This window comes from Salinicola rhizosphaerae (assembly GCF_014652715.1).
GTDB classification, from domain to species: Bacteria; Pseudomonadota; Gammaproteobacteria; order Pseudomonadales; family Halomonadaceae; genus Salinicola; species Salinicola rhizosphaerae.
This window is the reverse complement of the sequence record NZ_BMZI01000003.1, coordinates 430349-447645: the sequence shown is the minus strand read 5'-3', so window position 1 is coordinate 447645 and position 17297 is coordinate 430349. Positions and strand designations below refer to the sequence as shown.

The window sequence follows — 17297 nt, the reverse complement described above, 5'->3', positions numbered from 1 at the left end:
CCGGACTGAGTGACCGACCGGCTGGCTGCGTCTGCGCCGCACGGTTACCATGCCTGCCATGCCCAACGACGCCTCTTCCACGCCCCCTTCCGCCAGCCGCGCGCCCGAGCTGCGCCCGTATCAGACCCAGGCTGTCGATAACGTCATCTCGCACTTTCGCGGCAGTGATGATCCGGCGGTCGTCGTACTGCCCACCGGTAGCGGTAAATCGCTAGTGATCGCGGAGCTGGCACGGCGTGCGCGTGGTCGGGTGCTGGTGCTGGCACATGTGCGTGAGCTGGTCGAGCAGAACCACGCCAAGTATCTGGCGTACGGGCTCGAGGCGGATATCTTCAGCGCTGGGCTCAAACGCAAGGAGAGTGCCCGGCAGGTGGTGTTCGGCTCGGTGCAGTCGGTAGTCAACGGGCTCGATCAATTCGCGGACGGTGATTTCACGCTGCTGGTGATCGACGAGTGCCATCGTGTGTCGTTGTCAAAGGCGGCGCTATCGACAGAGGTGGCGGATTCGCGAGCGAACAGTCGCCGCGCGGCTTCCACCTACGAGAAGGTCATCGCACGGCTCCGTGAAGCTCGGCCCAATCTCAAGATCCTAGGGCTGACGGCAACGCCTTATCGGCTCGGCGAAGGCTTCATTTATCACCGCCACTATCACGGCATGGTGAAGGGCCCGGAGGATGCATTTTTCCGTGACTGCGTGTTCGAGCAGCCCCTGCGGGTGATGGTTCGCCAGGGGTATCTCGCCGAGCCGAAACGCATCGACGCGGCACTGGCGTTCTACGATTTCTCCCGGCTCATGCCGCAGCGCGACGGCTTGTTCGCCGAGCGCGACATGAACGCGGTGGTGCAGGGCAATCGAGCGACGCCGCAGATCGTCGCCGATGTCGTCGAGCGTTCGCGTGAGCGCGAAGGCGTGATGATCTTCGCCGCGACGGTGGCTCACGCCGAGGAGGTGCTGGGACTTTTGCCATCAGCCGAATGTGCTTTGGTGACCGGGGCGACGCCGGGGCCGGAGCGCGAGCGACTGATCGAGGCGTTCAAGTCTCGCCGGCTCAAATACCTGGTCAACGTGGCCGTGCTCACCACTGGCTTCGATGCGCCCCACGTCGATGTGATCGCGATTCTGCGCCCGACGGAATCCGTCGGGCTCTATCAGCAGATCGTCGGTCGTGGCCTGCGTCTTTCCCCCGCCAAGCAGGATTGCCTGATTCTCGATTACGCCGGTAACCCGTGGGAGCTTTATGCACCGGAAATCGCCCAGGCCCGACCCGATGCCGACAGCGAACCGGTCCAGGTCGAGTGTCCCGAATGCGGTTTTGCCAACACCTTCTGGGGCAAGCGCGACGGTGATCTGGTGATCGAGCATCACGGGCGGCGCTGTCAGGGGCTTGTGGGCGGACAGCAATGCACCTTTCGTTTCCGCTTCAAGGTGTGCGAACAGTGCGGCGGCGAGAACGATATCGCCGCCCGCGCCTGCGGGCACTGCGGCGAGCGCCTGGTCGACCCGGACGACAAGCTGCGTGATGCGCTTAAACTCAAGCATGCCAAAGTGCTGCGGGTCAGCGGTATGGAGCTCAAGGCGACCACCAACGGTCGCGGCGTGCCTCGACTCAAGGTGATCTATCACGATGAGGATGGCGAGACGCTGGATGAGTGGTTCGGCCTCGAGACGCCGGCACAGCAGCACGTCTTCGAGCGCATCTTCCTGCGTGAGCATCTGCGTGCACCGGGCAGTGGCTGGCGACCGCAATCCGCCGAGCAGGCGGCGGCAGAGGCCGAGCGATTGCGCGCACCGGATTTCGTCATCGGACGCAAGACCGGGCGCCACTGGCGTGTCGACGAGAAGCTGTTCGACTACAGCGGGCGCTATCGCAAAGCCGAGGCGGCGAGCGGTTCGACAGAAAATTCGTTCACAGGCTAACAAAATGGCTGGGGTGATCTCCGACAATTGGCTAAAATGAAATCGTTCGCGCGGCGGACGTTTCCCACACTCAGCCAAGGAGCTCACCATGAGCTGGACCACCCCGGAAGTGAAAGAGATCTGTGTCGGCATGGAAATCAACGACTACATGCCCGCTGAATTTTGAGTCGTGAGACCGTTGCACACGGGCCTGTTCTGCAGGTTCGTGTGCTGGGCGCAGCCGCCGGCGGCGGCTCGCCTCAATGGAACTGTCGCTGTGACGTGTGTCGCCTGGTCTGGAGTGGGGATCCCCGCGTCATACCGCGCACTCAATCTTCGATCGCCATCAGTGTCGATGGCGAACACTGGGCGCTGATTAACTGCGCGCCCGATATTGTTAAACAGATTCAGATGACGCCGGCGCTGCATCCGCGCGAGGGGAAGCGGCACTCGCCGATTGCCAGCGTGCTGCTGACCAATGCCGACGTCGATCATATTGGCGGGTTGCTCAACCTGCGCGAGAGCTCGCCGTTTCGCCTGCTGGCGACGCCGATGATCCAGGACGTGCTGGCGGCCAATCCGATTTTCGACGTGCTCAACCCGGCATACGTCAGCCGAGAGCCGATCGCCCTGGACCGGTCCTTCACGCTGCTCGACGGCCTGCAAGCCCGGCTTTTCGCCGTGCCGGGCAAGACCGCACTCTATCTCGAGGGCGATCAGGTCGAGATCGGCGTCGAGGGCGAGAGCACCGTCGGGGTCGAGCTGATCAGCGCTGGCAAGCGTGTCTACTATATTCCCGGCTGTGCGGCGATGACGCCGGCGCTGGCCGACCGCATCGAGGGTGCCGATCTGCTGCTGTTCGACGGCACGCTGTGGCGCAACGATGAAATGGTCCGCGCTGGCGTCGGTCACAAGACCGGCCAACGCATGGGGCACATGTCGATGTCCGGCGATGACGGCAGCATCGCGGCGCTCGCCGAGCTCGACATTGCGCGCCGCGTCTTCGTTCATATCAACAACACCAATCCGGTGTTGATCGCCGACTCTTCCGAGCGCCAGGCGGCCGAACGCGCCGGCTGGCAGATCGCCCATGACGGCATGGAGCTCTCTTGCTGAATTTCGAGAATCATCCCGACCTCGTCGAGCCGTTGAGCATGGAAGCGCTGGAAGCGCGGCTGCGCGAAGTCGGCGAGACGCGCTACCACCATCGCCACCCGTTCCAGCTGATGCTGCAGAACGGCGAGCTGGACAAGCGCCAGGTCCAGGCCTGGGCGCTCAATCGCTACTACTACCAGGCGATGATTCCGATCAAGGATGCCTCGTTGATGGCGCGGCTCGACGACCCCGAGCTGCGGCGAATCTGGCGCTCGAGACTGGTCGACCACGACGGGGAAAAAGCCGGCGAGGGCGGCATCGAGCGCTGGTTGAAGCTCACCGACGGGCTCGGGCTCGACCGCGACATGGTGATGTCGACTCGCGCCATTCTCCCCGCGACGCGTTTCGCGGTGGAGGCCTACACCCATTTCGTTCGCGACCGCACGCTGCTGGAGGCGATCGCCTCGTCGTTGACCGAGCTGTTCTCGCCGATGGTGATCGGCCAGCGGGTGCGCGGCATGCTCGAGCATTACGACTTCGTCTCCCGCGAGACGCTGGCCTATTTCGAGCCGCGTCTGACCCAGGCGCCGCGCGATGCCGAGATGGCGCTCCATTACGTCAAGCGTCACGCCCATCGTGCCGATCAGCAGCAGGCGGTGATCGATGCACTGCGCTTCAAGTGCAGCGTGCTGTGGGCAATGCTGGATGCGCTTCAGCACGCTTATGTCTTGCCCGGACAGGTGCCGCCGGGAGCCTGGGGTGGCGGCTCGGGGCGTGAGAACGATAGTCAGAACGAGGGGGCGCAGAGACCATGACGGCACGGCCCGACCTGCAAGAGAACGACGTCGTACGTATCCCGCGCGGCGTGCGCCTGCGTGAAGACAAGGCGAGAGGCGGCTGGGTGCTGCTGGCGCCGGAACGGGTGTTTCAGCTCGATCCCATCGCCCAGCAGGTGCTGACGCGCGTCGACGGCGAGCGTGACGTCGCCGATATCGTCGATGATCTGGCGGCGGCGTTCGACGCGCCGCGCGAACGTATCCTGACCGATGTGCGGGCGATGCTTCTCGATCTGATGAGCAAGAACGTGCTGGAAGTCGCATGAGCGAAGCCTTGACCGAAGACATGAACGACACCGCCGGCTCCGTTGTGAAGCCGATACCGCAGCCGCCGATCGGCATGCTGGCGGAGCTGACCCATCGCTGCCCGCTGCAGTGCCCCTACTGCTCCAACCCGGTCGAGCTGACGCGCAAGCGCGAGGAGCTCGATACCGACAGCTGGCGGCGCGTGTTCCGGCAGGCGGCGGACATGGGCGTGCTGCAGGTGCATCTCTCGGGAGGCGAGCCGGCGGCGCGGCCGGACCTCGAGGCCTTGATCGAAAGCTGCGTCGAGTCCGGTCTCTACTCCAACCTGATCACCGCCGGCGTCAATATCAGCCGTGCGCGGCTCGACGCGCTGGCGGACGCGGGGCTCGATCACGTCCAGCTGTCGGTGCAGGGGGCGACGGCCGAGGTCAACGACCGCATCGCCAACCTGCCCGACGCCTTCGACAAGAAGCTGGCCTTCGCGCGGGAGGTGACCGACGTCGGGCTGCCGCTGACGCTCAACAGCGTGATTCATCGCCACAACCTGCATCAGATTCCCGATCTGGTCGAGCTGGCCGTCGAACTCGGTGCACGCCGTCTCGAGATCGCCCACGCCCAGTACTACGGCTGGGCGCTCGAGAATCGGGCTGCGCTGATGCCGCCGCGCGAGCAGGTGATGGAGGCGCTCGAGCTCGTCGAAGCCGCCCGCGAGCGGCTCAAAGGCAAGCTGGTGATCGACGCCGTGGTGCCGGACTACTACGCGCGCTTGCCCAAGCCGTGCATGAACGGCTGGGGGCGTCAGTCGCTGAACGTCACGCCCTCCGGGCGAGTGCTGCCGTGCCACGCCGCCGAGACGATTCCAGGGCTCGAGTTCTGGAACGTGCGCGACCACGGTCTGGACGAGATCTGGCGCGACAATCCTGCGTTCAACGCCTATCGCGGTACCGACTGGATGCCGGATGCGTGCCAGAGCTGCGATCGGCGCGAGCTCGACTGGGGCGGCTGCCGCTGTCAGGCGCTTGCGCTGACCGGCGATGCCACGCAGATGGACCCGGTGTGCGAACTGTCGCCCTATCACGATGAGGTGCAGACGCTGGCGATTCAGGACGCCAGCCGCGACGACGACTTCATCTACCGGCGGTTTGCGCGCCAACCTGCCTGATATACGGCGATGGCGACGAGTCCATCGCCGGCCCGCCTACGCCACATCGATAGGCCATCGTCGCCTGCCTTGTTAGACTGCTGTCACCATGCACCACTGATCCGGGAGGCGGCGTGAGCGTTATCGAATCCGATCAGCCCGGCGCCGCCGAGGCGTCGCCACCCGAGCAGCTGCCGCTCGAGTTCGTCGCGCGCGTCAATGGCGAGCCGGTGACGCAGCTGCCGGAAGACCTCTACATCCCGCCGGAAGCGCTCAAGGTATTTCTGGAGACTTTCGAGGGGCCGCTCGATCTGCTGCTCTACCTGATTCGGCGTCAGAACCTCGATATCCTCGCGGTCAACGTGGCAAGGATCACCCATCAGTACGTCGAATATGTCGAGCTGATGCAGTCGATGGAGATCGATCTGGCCGGCGAGTATCTGGTGATGGCCGCGATGCTCGCCGAGATCAAGTCTCGCAGCCTGCTGCCGCGCCCGCCGAAAGGGGACGAGGAGGATGAAGAGGCCGATCCTCGCGCCGAGCTGATCCGACGCCTGCAGGCGTACGAGCAGCTGAAGATCGCCGCCGAGGAGCTCGACGAGCTGCCGCGGATGGGTCGCGACTGGCATCCGGCACAGGCGGCGCTGCCGGCGCTGGAGGTCCGCGTCCGGCATCCGGATGTCGCGCTCTCCGACATGCTCGGGGCGTTGAGCAAGATGCTGGCGCGCGCCGATCTGCGCCAGTCGCATCGCATCAGCCGTGAGGTTCTCTCGACCCGCGATCGCATGCAGTCGATCATGAGGCGTCTCGTCGCCGATCGATACACGCCGTTTGAATCGCTGTTCGAGCCCTCGGAAGGTCGCGCCGGGGTGATTGTCACCTTCATGGCGATTCTTGAATTGGCGCGTGAATCGATGATCGAAATCGTGCAGAATGCGCCGCTCTCGCCGATCCACGTGCGCGCGCGGCTGGCCGAGGGCGCTGTCGACGAGGACGGTGATGCGGCCGGCGAATCCGCTTTCGAGGCGGCAGCCGCCGAATCCGACAGACCCGAATCCGAGAACCCCGAATTCGACGCCCCTGTCACCAGGGCGCCCCGGTGAGTCGCGCAGCATGAATCGCTTGACCGATCCCTATCAGACCCCGGCGCTGGACGAGATCCTCGAAGCGCTGCTGCTGGCCGCCGGCGAGCCGCTGTCGCTGGAGCGCCTCGAGAGCGTCTTTCCCGAGGGGCTGGCGGGGAGTGGTCGACCGCCCTCCCGGGCGGCCCTGCGTGAATCGCTGGCCAAGCTCGGCGCACGGCTGTCGAGCGGCGGCGCGCTGGAGCTGCAGGAGTCGGCATCGGGTTACCAGGTACGGATTCTGCAGCGCTATTCGCCGTGGGTGTCGCGACTGTGGGAAGAGCGCCCCCAGCGCTATTCCCGGGCGCTGCTGGAGACGTTGGCATTGATCGCCTATCGTCAGCCGGTGACGCGCGCCGATATCGAGGAAGTGCGCGGTGTCGCGGTCTCGAGCTCGATCATGCGCACGCTGGTCGAACGGGGTTGGATACGTATCGTTGGTCATCGTGATGTGCCGGGGCGTCCGGCGGTCTACGCGACCACACGCACCTTCCTCGACGATCTAGGGCTGAAAACCCTGGACGCGCTGCCACCGATGCATGAACTCAAGGAGTTCGAAACGTTCGAAACCTCGATGCCGATGCCACCGGTGGACGAGGGCAGTGGCGCGGCGCCGGCATCCCCGGCCGCGGCGGGTGATGACAGTGCCGCCGACAATGAATCATCGGCAACGTCGGCGCATGCCGATGACGACGAACACGCCGAGACGGCGTCCCCCGGTCAGTCGCTGAGTTTTGCCGAGCTCGAAGCGCGACTGACCGAACGCGCTCGCCAGCATCAATCCGATGACTCGACTCGAGCGGATGATGCGCCGGCCAGCGCGGACACCCCGGAAGCCTCGGACGAACAGGACAAGACCTGAACCGGGTTTCCCAGCCGAGAGGCAACGAAAGCGTCATGACGGATATCCAGACCGAAAAGCTGCAGAAAGTGCTGGCGCGCGCCGGCTTCGGCTCGCGCCGCGAGATGGAAACGGCGATCAGCGCGGGTCGCGTCAAGGTCAATGGCCAGGTCGCCACGCTCGGCGATCGCATTGGCCTGCGAGACCGGGTGCTGCTCGACGACCGCCCGGTCAACCTGCGCGGCGTCGAAGAGGTGCCGCGTCGGGTCATCATGTACAACAAGCCGGAAGGCGAGCTGTGCACGCGCAAGGACCCCGAGGGTCGGCGTACCGTTTTCGAGCGCCTGCCGCGTCTGAAAGGCGAGCGCTGGATCGCGATTGGCCGCCTCGATATCAACACCAGCGGCTTGTTGCTGTTCACGACCGACGGCGAGCTCGCCAACCGCCTGATGCATCCCTCGCACCAGATCGAACGCGAGTATGCCGTGCGCGTGATGGGTGACGTGCAGCGCGAGCATGTCGTCAACATGGTCGAGGGCGTGATGCTCGAAGATGGCCCGGCGCGCTTCACCGACGTTCAGGAGTTCGGCGGCGAAGGCATCAATACCTGGTTCCATGTCGTCATCATGGAAGGGCGTAACCGCGAAGTGCGCCGTCTGTGGGAGTCTCAGGGGCTGACCGTCAGCCGCCTCAAGCGCGTGCGCTACGGCAATATCTTCCTCGACAAGCGGGCCAAGGCCGGCGAGTGGTCCGAGATGACCCAGGAAGAGATCGACGAACTCTCGAACATGGCCGGTCTCGAGCCGCGCAAGGTGCCGGAACTCACGCCGGACGAGAAAAACCGCTGGAGTCGCGACAAGCACAAGCGTCGTCCGGTGACCGCCATGAAGAAACCAAAGCGGCCGCGTCGCGACGAGTCCTGATTTTCGGCGACGATCGGCCACGGTGCAGGCGGAAAAAAGGCTTGCCTGCACCGTGGCTTACCATTAGTATGTGCGCCCAGTCGGAAGGGGTCGTTAGCTCAGTTGGTAGAGCAGTTGGCTTTTAACCAATTGGTCGTAGGTTCGAATCCTACACGACCCACCACTCTCCGACGGGTCGATATTGCTATCGCAGCGCTGCCAGTGAGCAGTCGCCGATAGACGGCATGGGTCGTTAGCTCAGTTGGTAGAGCAGTTGGCTTTTAACCAATTGGTCGTAGGTTCGAATCCTACACGACCCACCATCGATTTCTCTCAGCCGTTCGGCATCTGTCCGGTCACGCTTTCCGGATTTTCTGCGGGTCGTTAGCTCAGTTGGTAGAGCAGTTGGCTTTTAACCAATTGGTCGTAGGTTCGAATCCTACACGACCCACCATCATGTACCGCCCCGGCCAGCTTGCTCGAGCGCGTGACGTTCGCCAGCGAGCGATGTGCAACGCCCCTTGCCTATGGTAGTGATGGATGATTCTCACGGGAGAGTCATCATGTCATCGTCGCCTTTCGATCCGCCCGCTTACCGCCATGACGGCGAGCCCATCGGTAATATCGCCGATGCCTATTCCGGGCGCCTGACGCCGGATCTCGCCGTCACTACCTACCGCAATATTCACAGGCTTTTTCCCTCTCGCACCATCGCGGCCGGCGGCCCCGTGCGTGCGTTGCCCGAGGCGCCTGTCGGTTTCGACGATCTTCGCTTCTGCGCCCAGGGCGCTGGCGCGCTCGCGATCTACGCCGAGCCGCAGACGTACGATCTCTACGATTACCTGGCGCTGAACAGCGTCACAGGATTCATCGTGCTCCATCGCGGGCGCGTCGTGCACGAGACTTACCAGCGCGGCAACGGTCCGGATACGCGCTGGATGTCGATGTCGGTGGCCAAATCCGTCACGTCGACGCTCGCCGGGGTGGCCATCGCGGAGGGGGCGATCGCCGAGGGGCTCTCGGCCCGCGTGACGGACTACGTTCCGGCGCTGGCGGGCAGCGCCTATGCCGGCGTCACGCTGCGGGATCTGCTGATGATGGCTTCGGGCGTCGGCTGGAACGAGACCTATACCGATCCCGCCTCGGATCGGCGCGCGCTGCTCGACGCTCAAATCGACCAGCGAGCCGGCGGCGCGATGGCCGTGATGTCGGCGCTACCTGGCGTGGCCGAGCCCGGGGCCCGGCACAACTACAGCACCGGCGAGACGCAGATACTGGCCGAAGTGGTGAGGCGTGCGGTCGGTCGTCCTCTGGCCGAGTATCTTTCCGACACGATCTGGCGACCCTTCGGCATGGAGCGCGATGCGACCTGGTGGCTCGAATCCGCCGATGGCATCGAGATCGGCGGGAGTGGCATTGGCGCGACGCTGCGCGATGTTGCCCGTTTCGGCCAGTTCATGCTGGAAGGTGGCTGCATCGGCGGCCGCTCGATCCTGCCCGAGGGGTGGATCGCGCAGGCGACGCGGCCGACCCGACTGGCCGGGGGCGAGACGCTCGAGTACGGCTTCATGTGGTGGACCGGCTGGACCGATGCATCGCGACGGGATCGCGCCTATTCGGCGCGTGGCATCCATGGGCAGTACATCTACGTCAACCCGACCCGACAGCTGGTGATTGCCCAGCATGCGGCGGCGCCCAAGCCACTCGGGCGCATGGTGATCGAACCGATGGCGCTGTTCGACGCCGTTGCCGCCAGGCTGAGCGACTGACTCAGAAATTTCTCAAGGTCTCTCGGTAGGCGAGAAAATCCTGGCGACGCTGGGCGATACGGCTCGCCATGGCGTAGTCGCCTTCCTGCTGGGCGACCTTGCTGGCCGAATCGAGCTGGCGGATGGCAGTGTCGATACGGCCCTCTAGCTGCAGCTGCTCGGCGCGAGCAAGCTGGCCCCAGGCATCGCGTCCGCTGCGCCCGGCCGCCTCCGACAGCAGCCCGAAGACATTCGGGTCGTAGGGATACTGCTCGCTCATGTCGCGCAGGGCATCGAAGGCGCGATCGGGATCGAGCTGCAAGAGCGCCTCGGCCTGGGTCCACTGCGCGGGATAATAGCTTGGCGACAGCCTGAGTACGCGGCGCGCGCGCTCCAGCGCCTGCTGACGTTGACCGCTCTCATAGGCCACCTGCGCCGCGGTGGACGGGATGAGCGAGATGTCCGGAAACGCCTTGGCCAGAGCATCCAGCTTGTCGAGCGCTGCTGCGTAATTCGCCTGCCGCGCTTCGGTGATCGCCTCGAGATAGTCGATGGCGGCGGCGGGTGGATCATCCTGTTCGAGCGCGGTGAACGCCGGTGTGGCGTCGTCCGGATTGAGCATCAGCAGCGCCCTGGCGCGGACCATGGCGTAGGCCGGGTCGCTGTCGTCGTGCTTGGGCGAAGGCAGCTGGTTGGCGCGCGCCTGGGTATCGGCGATTCGCGATTGCGTCACCGGGTGAGTGAGCAGGAATTCCGGCGGGTTGCCGCCCTGCAGCGCAGCCATCTTCTGCAGCGAGCGGAACATCTCCGGCATGGCCTGCGGGTCGAAGCCGGCCTTGGCCAGCGCGTTGAGGCCAGTGCGATCCGCCTCCTGTTCGAAACGCCGAGAATAGGAGAGCTGATCCTGCATGAACGCGGCCGACGAGCCCATCATGGTGGCAAAGCCCGCACCCCCGCCACCGCCGGCGGCGATGATCATCCCGGCGAGCATGGCCGCCATGGTCGGCAGCTGAGTCTGCTCGATGCGTGCCATGCGGCGTGCGTAGTGGCGCTGCGCCAGGTGACCCAGCTCGTGAGCGAGTACCGAGGCAAACTCATCCTCGGTGGGGGCCGAAGCGAACAGGCCAGCGTTGACACCGACGATGCCGCCGGGCACGGCGAAGGCATTGAGCTGGGGGCTGTCGACCATCGCCACGATCAGCGTTTCGTCGACCCCGCTGTACGGGGCGAGACGGTCGAGTATCGAGAGCACGAAAGTCTGCGCGATAGGGTCCTGCCACTGATCGGTCTGGGCGCGGAACTGACGCAGAAAGGCGCGTCCCAAACGCTGTTCATCGCCCGGCGTGACAGCCGCACTCGAACTGCCCAGATCGGGCAGTTGGTAGGTTGTCTGCGCGCTCTGCGCCCAGGCGGACCCGCTACCGAGGGTGGCAATGACGGCAGCCGCGAACAGCAGGCGGCGGGGAGGAGCGCTTCGGCGTTTCAACGTCATGCGGGCATTCTCGATCGGAGGACCGGTTTGCGACGACGTGACGCAAACCGCTGGCTGTGATGCGTTCGACCGCGATCAGCCACAGACGTTGCCTCCTAATCCTCGTCGATGCAATAGAGAGGCAAAGAGCCCCACGGCCGTCGCGCCGATCTCACGGCGTTCTGGGTCATGGACCTGCCGATGCGGTATGGTGTCAGCCCCGCCCGGCGACCATCACAGGAGTCTGCATGCCTCACGAGCCCGATCTGCGTCTGGACACCACCGGTCTGCGCTGTCCACTGCCGCTGCTCAAGGCCAAGCAGGCACTCGCCAGCATGGCGGCGGGCGAGCTGCTCGAGGTCGTGGCGACCGACGCCGGCTCCTGGAGAGACTTCGAGAGCTTCGTCGCCCACAGCCGGCATACGCTGGTTGAGCGGTGCGAAGAGAGTGGCGTCTATCGCTACTGGCTGCGCAAGGCTCAGGCATGAACATCAGGGGCATGCTGGCGCGCTGGTTCGAGCGCTACCTGTCGGACGAGGAAGCGATCGTTCTGTTGCTGCTGCTGATCGGCGGATTCTCGCTGGTGATCTGGCTAGGGGCGGCACTGGCCCCGTTTCTGACCGCGCTGGTCGTGGCGTTTCTGCTGCAGGGCGTCGTCGCTTGGCTGGAGCGTCGAGGACTGCCGAGATGGGCAGCAGTCGGCGGGGTGTTTCTGCTCTTCGTCGGCGCGCTGCTGGCGCTGGCGCTGGTGGTGCTGCCGCTGGTCTGGAACCAGCTGGTCGAGCTGGTGCAGGAGGCGCCGCGCATGTTCGCCAGCAGTCAGCGCTGGCTGGACGAACTGCAGACGCGCTATCCCACCGTGGTGACGCCGGATCAGATCCAGAACTGGGCGGCGACCGCGAGCCAGCAGGCGTCCCAGCTCGGTCAGCGCGCGTTGACCTTCTCGCTGGCTTCGCTCGGCAACCTGCTCGCGGTCATCATCTATCTCGTGCTGGTGCCCATCCTGGTCCTGTTCATGCTCAAGGATCGCGAGCGGCTGGTCGCGTTTCTGCTCTCGCTGCTGCCGCGCAGGCGCACGCTGATGACGCGCGTCTGGCAGGAGATGGACGACCAGATCGCCAACTACGTGCGCGGCAAGACCATCGAGATCGTCATCGTCGGCAGCGTTGCCTTCCTGACCTTCGTCGCCTTCGGGCTGCCCTACGCCGCGCTGCTGGGGTTGATGGTCGGGCTGTCGGTGCTGGTGCCCTACATCGGCGCAGCGCTGGCAACGCTGCCGGTAGCTGCCGTCGCCGGCTTTCATTTCGGCATGAGCCAGGAGTTCGTCTACGTCCTGGTCGCCTACGGTGTGCTGCAGGCACTGGATGGCAACGTGCTGGTACCGATCCTGTTCTCGGGGGCGGTCAACCTGCATCCGGTGTCGATCATTCTTGCCGTGCTGTTCTTTGGCGGACTCTGGGGCTTCTGGGGCGTGTTCTTCGCCATCCCGCTGGCGACGCTGCTCAAGGCGCTGGTGCAGGCGTGGCCGCGGCGGGCGGATACGTTGTCAGTGGAAAACAAAAGCGCCCGCTGAGAATGTCAGCGGGCGCTCGGATGCCGTATCGGTCGAGTCGCTCAAGAGGCAGAGGCGTTCGGAGAAGAGCGTCAGCCGTTCAGCGCCTGGGCCTCGGCCAGCACCTCTTCCACGTGCCCCGGCACTTTCACGCCACGCCATTCGCGCGCGAGCTTGCCTTCGGCATCGATCAGGAAGGTGCTGCGCTCGACGCCGAGATGCTCCTTGCCGTACATCTTCTTCAGCTTGATCACGTCGAATTGACGACAGACGGCTTCGTCGCGGTCGGAGATCAGTTCGAACGGGAAGCCCTGCTTGGCCTTGAAGTTCTCGTGGGACTTGATGCCGTCTCGCGAGACGCCGACGACGACGGTATTGGCCGCGGCGAACGCTTCGCTGTTATCGCGAAAATCGCCACCCTCTGTCGTGCAGCCGGGCGTGCTGTCCTTGGGGTAGAAGTAGATCACGACCTGCTTGCCGCGCTGCTCGCTCAGCGTGAACGGCTGGCCGCCGGTGGCCTCGGCGCTGAAATCCTCGACGGGTTGTCCAATGCTGACGCTCATGGATGTCTCCTGAATGAGAACGGGAGTGAAGTGGGCCGCTCGCTTGGCAAGCGACACACTCATGACGAATGTCATGAGAGACACCGAACGATAATCGATCGTGACGGTCGATGCTCGAGAGAATGCCCGGCAGAGGGTCGGGCGTCGAGGTCGAGCCGGGAGGCATCGCCGGCAATGGCCGCAGGCAGGGCCTTGCTGCTGTACAGGCCGGGATTGCCTGAGTACCATCTGGTGTTTGTCAAAATCGGGTTGAGGCGCGCTCGAATGATCGTGCCGGTGTCGGCTCACGGGTTCGGCTGGAAGCCGAACGGCATGTAGCTCGCGCGCCGAGAATGGCGGGTATCGTACCGATTGAATGCCGTTCCAGCCTTTGGCTGGTTCTTCAGGAGAGTAGAGCAAGATGATCACAGGCAGCATCGTCGCCTTGGCGACGCCGATGAAAGCCGGTGGCGAGATCGACTGGGAAGCGCTCCGGCGTCTGGTAGCGTTTCACCTCGAGCACGGCACCGATGCGATCGTCGCCGCCGGCACGACGGGCGAGCCGACGACCATGTCCTTCGCCGAACATTTCGATGTGATCCGCACCATCGTCGAAGAGGTCGGCGGCCGTATCCCGGTCATCGCCGGCACCGGCGCCAACAACACGGCCGAGGCGGTGGAGCTGGCGCGCTATGCCAGTGAAGTGGGGGCCGACTGCTGCCTGTCAGTGGCGCCTTACTACAACAAGCCGACGCAGGAAGGCTTGTATCAGCATTTCAAGGCGGTTGCCGAAGCGAGCGAGCTGCCGATCATTCTATACAACGTCCCCGGTCGCACCTGTTCGGATATCTACAACGAGACGGTCTTCCGTCTTGCCGAGCTCGAGCGCATCGTCGGTTTGAAGGATGCCACCGGCAATCTGGAGCGCGCCGAAGAGCTGATCGATCGCTTCCAGGGGAGCGACTTCGCGCTCTACTCCGGTGACGACCCGACCGCCTGTGACTTCATGCTCATGGGCGGTCACGGCGATATTTCCGTGACTGCCAACGTGGCGCCAAAATCGATGCACGAGCTCTGCGTTGCTGCCATCAGCGGGCAGCGCGAGCGGGCGCACCAGATCAACGCGCGCCTGGCACCGCTGCACACGGCGCTCGGCATCGAGTCGAATCCGATTCCGGTCAAGTGGGCGCTCAGCCGCATGGGCTACGCCGACACCGGCATCCGGCTGCCGATGACCTGGCTCTCCGAGCGCTACCACGGCAAGGTCGCCGAAGCCCTGCAGCTGGCCGGTATCGAGTCCGCGTGAGCCGGTTCGCGCCCAACGATTTGCCCCGAAACGTGTCTGGTTCGAGACGTTTTGCTTCGAAGAAAGGTGGATGCATGAAGCCCATCCTGAAATGGATGCCTCTGATGTTGTGCTCGTCGCTGGTACTTTCCGGCTGTGGTCTGTTCCAGGACGGCTATTACTACGATCGCGACGCTGAATATCGCGACGCCAAGATGGCGGAGCCGCTGCAGCTGCCCGACTCCGGTAATGCGCTGCGTTATCAGGACTCGATGCCGGTGCCGCAGGCCGACAGCGATTTCATCGCGTCGCAGGCGGACGACGATGCGCCAAGGCCGCAGCCTTTGGCATCCGGTCAGGGCGACGACCAGCCGTATGTCGAGTCGCGTCAGGCTGGTAGCGAGCGCTGGCTGCTGGTCAACGCCGCGCCGGCAAGCGTCTGGCCGCGCCTGCAGGGCTTCGCGACCGACCACGGTATCAATGCGACCTCGGCCAATGCGGCCAGCGGCCGTATCGATACGGCGCAGGGCAGCTTGAGTCTACGTCAGGGCCTGCGTAACGGTACCAGTGAAGTGCGCTGCGATATTGGTGGCAGCAGTCAGTGTCTGAGTTCGGTGAAGGCCTACCTGGAAGCCAACGGTGGCGGCGATACCGGCGTCTCGCTGGCGGCTCAGCCGCTCGATCAGAACGAGCGCGTGAAGCTGCGTAATCGTGACGGTGGCTGGGAGCTCGATCTCGCCCTCGACGGCGAGCGCGCCTGGAGCGAGCTGCTCTATCAGCTGCAGAACGGCTTCGATGATGGCCGTTTCGAACTGACCGACCAGAACCGTAGCGCCAATCGCTTCTACGTCGACTATCGCCCGCTCGATGCCGATGACGGTGGCTGGTTCGACTGGTTCGGCGACGATGACAACTATCAGCACTATCGTCTGCAACTGAGCGCGCGCGGTGCCAGCACGGTAATCTCCGCAACCGACCCCGATGGCAAGGCCGTACCGGCGCCGGCGGCTCGTGAGCTGCTCGACGCCATCGCTTCGACGCTGCGCTGATGATGGCGGCGTCCTCCCCGGGTCCAGCGGCGCGCGGGCTGAGCTTCGCTTCCCTGGGTAGCGGCAGCAAGGGTAACGCGACCCTGGTCGGGGATGGCGAGACGCTGGTATTGGTCGACTGCGGCTTCGGCATGCGCGAGGCGGAAAAACGTCTGGCACGTCTTGGCGTCGATCCTCGCCAGCTGGCGGCGATTCTGGTCACGCACGAACATGGCGACCACATCACCGGCGTCGGGGCATTGGCGCGCCGATACCGAATACCGGTCCATCTCAGCGCGGGCAGCTGGCTCTCGGGCAAGCTGGGCAAGGTGCCCTACCACGAGCTGGTCACGCCGCAGTCGCGGTTCGCCATCGGCGGTCTGGAGATCGATCCCGTTACCGTGCCGCACGACGCACGCGAGCCGATCCAGTTCTGCTTTCATGCTCACGAGCGTCGGCTCGGCGTGCTGACCGACCTGGGGCATCCCACGGCGCACGTGGTCGAAGCCTTCCGTGGCTGCGATGCGCTTTTTCTCGAGTGCAACCACGACCCGAGAATGCTGGCCGAGGGGCCGTATCCGCCTCATCTCAAGCGCCGCGTTGCCGGGCGTTGGGGACATCTGGCCAATGCGCAGGCCGCGGATCTGCTGCGACAGCTCGGACTCGATCGCCTGCAGCGCATTGTCTGCTCGCACCTGTCGGAGCAGAATAACCATCCGGAACTGGCGCGCGAGGCCTTGGTGCCGCTGCTCGATGGCGACGACGCGCGATTGACGATCTCGGCACAGGATCGCGGCACCGAATGGCAGGTGGTCGCCTAGCCGCACGATCGTCTGCAAGGCCATGGCGGCTTCAATATCAATCCGTAATTTTCAAGATCCCACTTCAGTAATCGGTCGCCGCCCTTGCCGGTCGCGACCCGGAGACAGCCCATGCAAAAACGCGATCTTCTCTATGCCGGCAAGGCCAAGTCGGTCTATCTGAGCGACGACCCACAGCGATTGGTGCTGCACTTTCGCGACGACACCAGCGCCTTCGATGGCAAGAAGAAGGAAGCGCTCGAGCGCAAGGGGCTGGTCAACAACAAGTTCAATGCCTTCATCATGGGCAAACTGCAGGAAGCCGGCATTCCGACCCATTTCGAGCAGCTGCTTTCCGATACCGAGTGCGTGGTCAAGAAACTCGACATGATCCCGGTCGAGTGCGTGGTCCGCAATCTCGCGGCCGGCGGTCTGGTACGCCGCCTGGGCGTCGAGGAGGGTATCGATCTCGCGCCGCCGACCTTCGAGCTGTTTCTCAAGAATGACGAGAAGGGCGACCCAATGATCAACGAATCGCTCGCCGAGACCTTTGGCTGGGCGACGCCCGAACAGCTGGCAACCATGAAGTCGCTGACGTTCCGCGTCAACGACGTGCTCAAGCAGCTCTTCCTGGACGGCGGCATGCTGCTGGTCGACTACAAGCTCGAGTTCGGTGTCTTCGACGGCGAGATCGTGTTGGGCGACGAGTTCTCCCCGGACGGCTGCCGGCTTTGGGACGCCGAAACGCGCGAGAAGATGGACAAGGATCGCTTCCGTCAGGGGCTGGGTGGC

18 protein-coding genes and 3 tRNA genes are annotated in these 17297 nt (G+C 64.5%); 19 read left to right on the top strand and 2 right to left on the bottom strand.

The features are described 5' to 3' along the window. Positions 1–58 precede the first annotated feature (58 nt). The 13 genes from radD (at position 59) to IE125_RS08205 (ending at position 9848) form a co-directional block, all read left to right on the top strand. On the top strand, positions 59–1918 hold the full coding sequence (gene radD / locus IE125_RS08265; protein WP_189444161.1) for a DNA repair helicase RadD: 1860 nt from the start codon (positions 59–61) through the stop codon (positions 1916–1918). An 88-nt stretch (positions 1919–2006) separates the two neighbouring features. After that, entirely contained in the window at positions 2007–2084 is a 78-nt protein-coding gene (gene pqqA / locus IE125_RS19420; RefSeq protein ID WP_075569317.1) for a pyrroloquinoline quinone precursor peptide PqqA, read from the top strand. 41 nt (positions 2085–2125) lie between these two features. Further along, a complete protein-coding gene (gene pqqB, locus IE125_RS08255) occupies positions 2126–3013 on the top strand; it encodes a pyrroloquinoline quinone biosynthesis protein PqqB (protein WP_229808999.1) in 888 nt (295 codons plus the stop codon). After that, entirely contained in the window at positions 3007–3807 is an 801-nt protein-coding gene (gene pqqC, locus IE125_RS08250) for a pyrroloquinoline-quinone synthase PqqC (protein WP_229808998.1), read from the top strand. The genes pqqB and pqqC overlap by 7 nt, the downstream gene beginning before the upstream one ends. Next, positions 3804–4094, top strand: coding sequence for a pyrroloquinoline quinone biosynthesis peptide chaperone PqqD (pqqD, locus tag IE125_RS08245; RefSeq protein WP_189444160.1), 291 nt, complete (start codon positions 3804–3806; stop codon positions 4092–4094). The genes pqqC and pqqD overlap by 4 nt, the downstream gene beginning before the upstream one ends. After that, on the top strand, positions 4091–5236 hold the full coding sequence (gene pqqE, locus IE125_RS08240) for a pyrroloquinoline quinone biosynthesis protein PqqE (protein ID WP_189444159.1): 1146 nt from the start codon (positions 4091–4093) through the stop codon (positions 5234–5236). Before pqqD ends, pqqE begins: the two co-directional genes overlap by 4 nt. 122 nt (positions 5237–5358) lie before the next feature. Next, positions 5359–6318, top strand: coding sequence for a segregation and condensation protein A (locus tag IE125_RS08235; RefSeq protein ID WP_189444291.1), 960 nt, complete (start codon positions 5359–5361; stop codon positions 6316–6318). Between the two features lie 10 nt (positions 6319–6328). Beyond that, positions 6329–7198, top strand: a complete 870-nt coding sequence (scpB, locus tag IE125_RS08230) for an SMC-Scp complex subunit ScpB (RefSeq protein WP_189444158.1) — start codon at positions 6329–6331, stop codon at positions 7196–7198. Positions 7199–7233: 35 nt separating this feature from the next. After that, complete coding sequence (gene rluB / locus IE125_RS08225) at positions 7234–8100, top strand: 23S rRNA pseudouridine(2605) synthase RluB (RefSeq protein ID WP_189444157.1); 867 nt, start codon at positions 7234–7236, stop codon at positions 8098–8100. Between the two features lie 87 nt (positions 8101–8187). Then, positions 8188–8263: transfer RNA gene (locus tag IE125_RS08220), tRNA-Lys, on the top strand. 63 nt (positions 8264–8326) lie between these two features. Next, positions 8327–8402, top strand: a tRNA-Lys gene (locus IE125_RS08215). A 55-nt stretch (positions 8403–8457) separates the two neighbouring features. After that, positions 8458–8533, top strand: a tRNA-Lys gene (locus tag IE125_RS08210). 109 nt (positions 8534–8642) lie between these two features. After that, entirely contained in the window at positions 8643–9848 is a 1206-nt protein-coding gene (locus IE125_RS08205) for a serine hydrolase domain-containing protein (protein ID WP_229808997.1), read from the top strand. Between the two features lies 1 nt (position 9849). On the opposite strand, the gene IE125_RS08200 is transcribed toward IE125_RS08205, so the two are convergent. Next, positions 9850–11319, bottom strand: a complete 1470-nt coding sequence (locus tag IE125_RS08200) for a M48 family metalloprotease (RefSeq protein WP_189444156.1) — start codon at positions 11317–11319, stop codon at positions 9850–9852. A 227-nt stretch (positions 11320–11546) separates the two neighbouring features. On the opposite strand from IE125_RS08200, the gene IE125_RS08195 reads away from it, so the two are divergent. Together IE125_RS08195 and IE125_RS08190 are read left to right on the top strand one after the other, a co-directional pair. Then, on the top strand, positions 11547–11786 hold the full coding sequence (locus IE125_RS08195) for a sulfurtransferase TusA family protein (protein WP_189444155.1): 240 nt from the start codon (positions 11547–11549) through the stop codon (positions 11784–11786). Next, positions 11783–12871, top strand: coding sequence for an AI-2E family transporter (locus IE125_RS08190; RefSeq protein WP_189444154.1), 1089 nt, complete (start codon positions 11783–11785; stop codon positions 12869–12871). Before IE125_RS08195 ends, IE125_RS08190 begins: the two co-directional genes overlap by 4 nt. A 71-nt stretch (positions 12872–12942) precedes the next feature. On the opposite strand, the gene IE125_RS08185 is transcribed toward IE125_RS08190, so the two are convergent. Then, entirely contained in the window at positions 12943–13413 is a 471-nt protein-coding gene (locus IE125_RS08185) for a peroxiredoxin (RefSeq protein ID WP_189444153.1), read from the bottom strand. Between the two features lie 400 nt (positions 13414–13813). On the opposite strand from IE125_RS08185, the gene dapA reads away from it, so the two are divergent. From dapA to purC, 4 genes are all read left to right on the top strand, one after another. Then, complete coding sequence (gene dapA, locus IE125_RS08180) at positions 13814–14698, top strand: 4-hydroxy-tetrahydrodipicolinate synthase (RefSeq protein ID WP_189444152.1); 885 nt, start codon at positions 13814–13816, stop codon at positions 14696–14698. 74 nt (positions 14699–14772) lie between these two features. Beyond that, positions 14773–15726 (top strand): NlpB/DapX family lipoprotein, encoded by a 954-nt coding sequence (gene bamC / locus IE125_RS08175; RefSeq protein WP_189444151.1) that lies wholly within the window; start codon positions 14773–14775, stop codon positions 15724–15726. Next, positions 15726–16526: an MBL fold metallo-hydrolase gene (locus IE125_RS08170; RefSeq protein WP_229808996.1), complete on the top strand. Its 801-nt coding sequence runs from the start codon at positions 15726–15728 to the stop codon at positions 16524–16526. The genes bamC and IE125_RS08170 overlap by 1 nt, the downstream gene beginning before the upstream one ends. 111 nt (positions 16527–16637) lie before the next feature. Continuing rightward, a partial coding sequence (gene purC, locus IE125_RS08165; protein WP_189444149.1) for a phosphoribosylaminoimidazolesuccinocarboxamide synthase occupies positions 16638–17297 on the top strand: 660 nt, incomplete at its 3' end.